This is a genomic window from Halomonas sp. 707B3, from assembly GCF_024158645.1.
In the GTDB taxonomy this organism is placed as follows: domain Bacteria; phylum Pseudomonadota; class Gammaproteobacteria; order Pseudomonadales; family Halomonadaceae; genus Vreelandella; species Vreelandella lionensis.
In genome coordinates this window covers 1-4,351 of the sequence record NZ_JAMZBE010000217.1, presented here as the reverse complement: position 1 = coordinate 4,351, position 4,351 = coordinate 1, and the positions used below count along the sequence as shown (strand labels likewise).

Annotated in this window: 3 protein-coding genes and 1 pseudogene; 3 read left to right on the top strand and 1 reads right to left on the bottom strand. The window is 60.8% G+C overall.

Annotation, left to right across the window (positions count from 1 at the left end; all coding sequences use genetic code 11):
- Positions 1-41: 41 nt before the first annotated feature.
- Positions 42-713 (bottom strand): annotated as a pseudogene (locus BIS10_RS17660) (nicotinate-nucleotide--dimethylbenzimidazole phosphoribosyltransferase); the annotation flags it as partial.
- Between the two features lie 277 nt (positions 714-990).
- Here BIS10_RS17660 and edd point away from each other — a divergent pair.
- The 3 genes from edd to BIS10_RS17645 form a co-directional block, all read left to right on the top strand.
- Positions 991-2,880: a phosphogluconate dehydratase gene (edd, locus tag BIS10_RS17655; protein WP_253507285.1), complete on the top strand. Its 1,890-nt coding sequence runs from the start codon at positions 991-993 to the stop codon at positions 2,878-2,880.
- Complete coding sequence (gene glk, locus BIS10_RS17650) at positions 2,880-3,845, top strand: glucokinase (RefSeq protein WP_172416086.1); 966 nt, start codon at positions 2,880-2,882, stop codon at positions 3,843-3,845. The genes edd and glk overlap by 1 nt, the downstream gene beginning before the upstream one ends.
- 15 nt (positions 3,846-3,860) lie before the next feature.
- Positions 3,861-4,351: aldo/keto reductase (locus tag BIS10_RS17645; protein ID WP_253507282.1), on the top strand; the 491-nt coding region annotated here is incomplete at its 3' end.

The window sequence follows — 4,351 nt, the reverse complement described above, 5'->3', positions numbered from 1 at the left end:
GGGTCGTTGCTATCGGCTTGGCGGGCGTGAAGCCCCTGCTAAATCACCGCCACTTTATGCGCCTGCTGGGCGCTATTAATGCCGGTTCCTGCCCCTACCACTGTTGCGACTGGCACTTGGGTGAACGCCGCCAGCATCGCGCTGCTGGCGGTGGTGTTGGCAATACCCATTTCTCCGACGATGATGCTTTTCGCGCCCTTTTCAGCCAAGCGCCCTACCGAATCGGCACCAACATTGATAGCGCTCAGGGCTTCCTCACGGCTCATGGCGTCTTCCTGCACCATATTGGCGGTACCGGCGCGCACTTTGGCATCGACCACGCCCGGCAATGAAAGCGATGACACCACGCCCACATCAATCACTTCTACCTGCGCGCCAATTTGGCGGGCGAAGACGTTAATGGCTGCCCCACCGTGAGCAAAGTTAGCCACCATTTGCGCGGTCACTTCTTGAGGGAAAGCCGACACCCCTTCTTCAGCCACGCCGTGGTCGGCGGCAAATACCGCCACGCCCGGCGGCGAAACGAAAGGAGCGGCTTGGCCGGTGATGGCGCTAAGCTGAATGGCCAGCGCTTCGAGCCGACCCAAACTACCGGGGGGCTTGGTGAGCGTATCGATATAAGCACGGCTGCACTCAGCGGCGGCGGTGTCCACCGCATTGATGCGTGCCAGCAGTATTTGAAGCCGCTGTTCAGCGGTCGGCTCGTTAACCATCGCAATTCCCCCCAGGCTGGTGGCGCAAGATAGTAGCAAAAGCAGGACTGCTATACTTGCGCTTTAAACGCCAAACAGGCGCTTGAGCACCGTTTTTTTCTATCATTCATCAAAGCATCATGTGCCACGGCGATAGTTGTTATCCATTAGGGTAATAAAACTACAACTTAAGCTATAAATAGCGTTTTTATTGCCGTAAAGTCTCTTATATCGACGCCATAAGATGTAAAATAACTACAAATCTGGATTCACCGTCTCTACACATGCAGAGGTCTCTATGCCTGGTTCAACACCCGCCACACTCAATCCTACGGTTGCTAAGGTTACCCAACGTATTCGTGAGCGCTCTGCCGAGCGACGCGCCCTGTATGAGCGCCGCATGGCGGACCAGCACAAGCGCGGCGTTCACCGCTCTGAACTCTCTTGCGGTAACTTGGCCCACGGCTTTGCTGCCTGTAGCGCCCAGGAGAAAGACTCCCTGAAGCTGATGAACAGCGCCAACCTAGGGATTATTTCTTCGTACAACGACATGCTCTCGGCCCACCAGCCGTTTGAAACCTTCCCGGAAACCATTAAAGCGGCCGCCCGCGCCATGGGTTCTACCGCGCAGTTTGCCGGTGGCGTACCCGCCATGTGCGATGGCGTAACCCAAGGCCAGCCGGGCATGGAACTCTCGCTGTTTTCCCGCGACGTGATTGCCATGGCCACCGCCGTGGGCCTATCGCACAACATGTTTGATGCCGCTCTTTACCTCGGCGTATGCGATAAAATCGTTCCCGGACTATTCATCGGCGCGGCGCGTTTTGGTCACTTGCCCGCCATGTTCGTACCCGCTGGCCCAATGCCCAGCGGCCTGCCGAACAAAGAGAAAGCGCGCATTCGCCAGCTCTACGCCGAAGGCAAAGTGGGCCGCGAGGAGCTGCTGCAGGCGGAGTCCGACTCTTACCACAGCCCCGGCACCTGCACCTTCTACGGCACAGCCAACTCCAACCAGTTGATGATGGAAGTGATGGGCCTGCACCTGCCGGGCACCTCGTTCGTCAACCCGGGCACCGAGATGCGCGAAGCGCTCACCCGCTACGCCACCGAGCAGGCCATTCGCAACACCGAACCCGGCGGCGAGTACCGTCCGTTCTATAAGCAAATCGACGAGCGCGCCATCGTCAACGCCGTGGTCGGCCTGCTTGCGTCTGGCGGCTCTACCAACCATACCATGCACCTGATTGCTATGGCGGCAGCGGCGGGCATTACCCTCAACTGGGACGACTTCACCGATCTGTCAGCGGTCACGCCCAGCATCATGAAGGTGTACCCCAACGGCCAGGCGGATATTAACCACTTCCAGGCAGCGGGCGGCATGAGCTACCTGTTCCGCGAGCTGCTGGGCGCGGGCCTGCTCCACGGCGATATTCCCACGGTGTTTGGCACCGACCTGACCGCTTACACCCAAGAGCCCTTCCTGGAAGATGGCAAAGTGGTATGGCGCGAAGGCCCGGAAAACAGCCTGGACGAAGAAGTGCTGCGCCCGGTCGCTACACCCTTCGCCCCCACCGGCGGCCTGACCGTGATGAAAGGCAACCTGGGACGTGGCGTCATCAAAGTCTCGGCGGTAGCCGAAGAGCACCGTGTAGTAGAAGCGCCGGTGAAGATCTTCGAGGATCAGAACGAAATGAAAGCGGCGTTTGAGTCGGGCGACCTGGACCGCGACGTCATTGTGGTGGTTCGCTTCCAAGGCCCCAAAGCCAACGGCATGCCCGAACTGCACAAACTCACCCCCTTCCTGGGCGTACTCCAGGACCGTGGCTTCAAGGTCGCTCTCGTTACCGATGGCCGCATGTCCGGCGCGTCGGGCAAAGTGCCCGCCTCCATCCACATGAGCCCGGAAGCGCTGGACGGTGGCCCGCTGGCCAAGCTGCGCGATGGTGACGTGGTGCGCCTGGATGCCAACGCCGGCACGCTGGAAGCCAAAGTGGATGCGGCCACCTGGGCCGACCGCGAGCGCGTAGTGGCGAACCTTGACCACTACCACGTTGGCCTGGGCCGCGAGCTGTTCTCGGGCTTCCGCCACTTGGCAATGCGCGGCGAAGAGGGCGCGGGCTCGTTGGGCGGCTTTGAAGCCGACGATCTCGCTCGTCAAGAAGGTCAGATTTTTCAAGAGGACGCCTGATGCGACCGGCATTAATCGGGGACATTGGCGGCACGAATGCTCGCCTGGCGTTGGTCACGCCGGGTGAGGTCACGCCCCACGACATTCTTAACCTGCCCTGCGCCGATTACCCCGGCGTGATCGAAGCGATTCAGGACTATCTCGCTCGGGTAGGCGCAACGGGCGATAACGCCCCGCAAGAAGCGTGCCTGGCCTTCGCCTGCCCGGTGCACGCCGAGCGGGTGAAAATGACCAACAACCATTGGGACTTTATGAAAAGCGACGTTCAGCAGGCGCTGAATCTGTCGCTGTTTAAAGTCATCAATGACTTCACCGCCCAAGCACTGGGCGTTCCCCACGTGGGGGAAGATAACCTGGTGGAAGTGCAGCCTGGTGAAGCCCAGTCGCACTCGACCCGCTTGGTCATTGGCCCTGGTACCGGTTTAGGCGTGGCCGGGGTGTTCCCCGGCCAGCACGCCTGGATTCCGCTGCCCACCGAAGGCGGTCATGTCACCTTTGCGCCTACCGACACCACCGAACGCGCGCTGCTGGACGTGTTCTTACAGCGCCACCAGCGGGTGAGCGTCGAGCGCATTCTGTGCGGCCAGGGGCTGCTAGAGCTATACCAAGCCCACTGCACCCTGGAAGGCCAAACGCCGCGCTGCGAGACCCCCGCCGAGGTGACCCAAGCGGCCAACCAGGGCGATGCCCTGGCCACGGCTACCCTGCTGCGCTTTTTGAAAATTCTCGGCGACGTGTGCGGCGATGCCACCCTGACCATGGGTGCGCGCGGCGGCGTGTATCTCTGCGGCGGTATTCTGCCCCGCCTGTTGGACTGGCTGCCCAAGTGCGAGCTGCGCGCAAGCTTCGTCAATAAAGGGCGCATGGGCGCTTACAACGCCGACATCCCGGTGTGGATTGTGACTCACCCGTGGACCGGCCTGCTGGGTGCCGCCGAAGCGCTACATAACGAAGAAGTCTTTTAATTGATGGGAAACGCCATGGCTGCTGTTACGTTCAACGTGCCGTTTGTACTCGGCATGATGCGCCTGCATGAAGCACAAGAGATGCACCAAGCGAGCCATTTGGCCGACTGGATCGAAGCTCGCTTAGAGCAGGGTTTGCACTGGTTCGACCATGCCGACATTTACGGCAACGGAGCATGCGAAACACTGTTTGGCCAAGCGCTGCGCGCCCGCCCGGCACTGGCTAAGCGGCTAAATGTCGTCACCAAAGCCAGCATCGCCAACGACAACCCGGCACCGGGTTCCGGCAAGGTAAAGCACTACAATGCCAGCCCGGACTACCTAGGCCGCGCCATTGACGATGCGCTGGGCCGCTTGGGCGTCGAGCGCCTGGATCACTTTCTGATTCACCGCCCGGACCTGCTGATGGATGCCGCTGCCACGGGTCGCGCGCTGGATGACGCCATCGAGGCGGGTAAAATTGGCGCGGCGGGGGTTTCCAACCATCTGCCCAGCCAGTGGCGCAG

Bases quoted from the DNA above. Each gene is read 5' to 3' on its own strand.
- edd (WP_253507285.1), top strand. From the start codon at position 991: ATGCCTGGTTCAACACCCGCCACACTCAATCCTACGGTTGCTAAGGTT.
- glk (WP_172416086.1), top strand. From the start codon at position 2,880: ATGCGACCGGCATTAATCGGGGACATTGGCGGCACGAATGCTCGCCTG.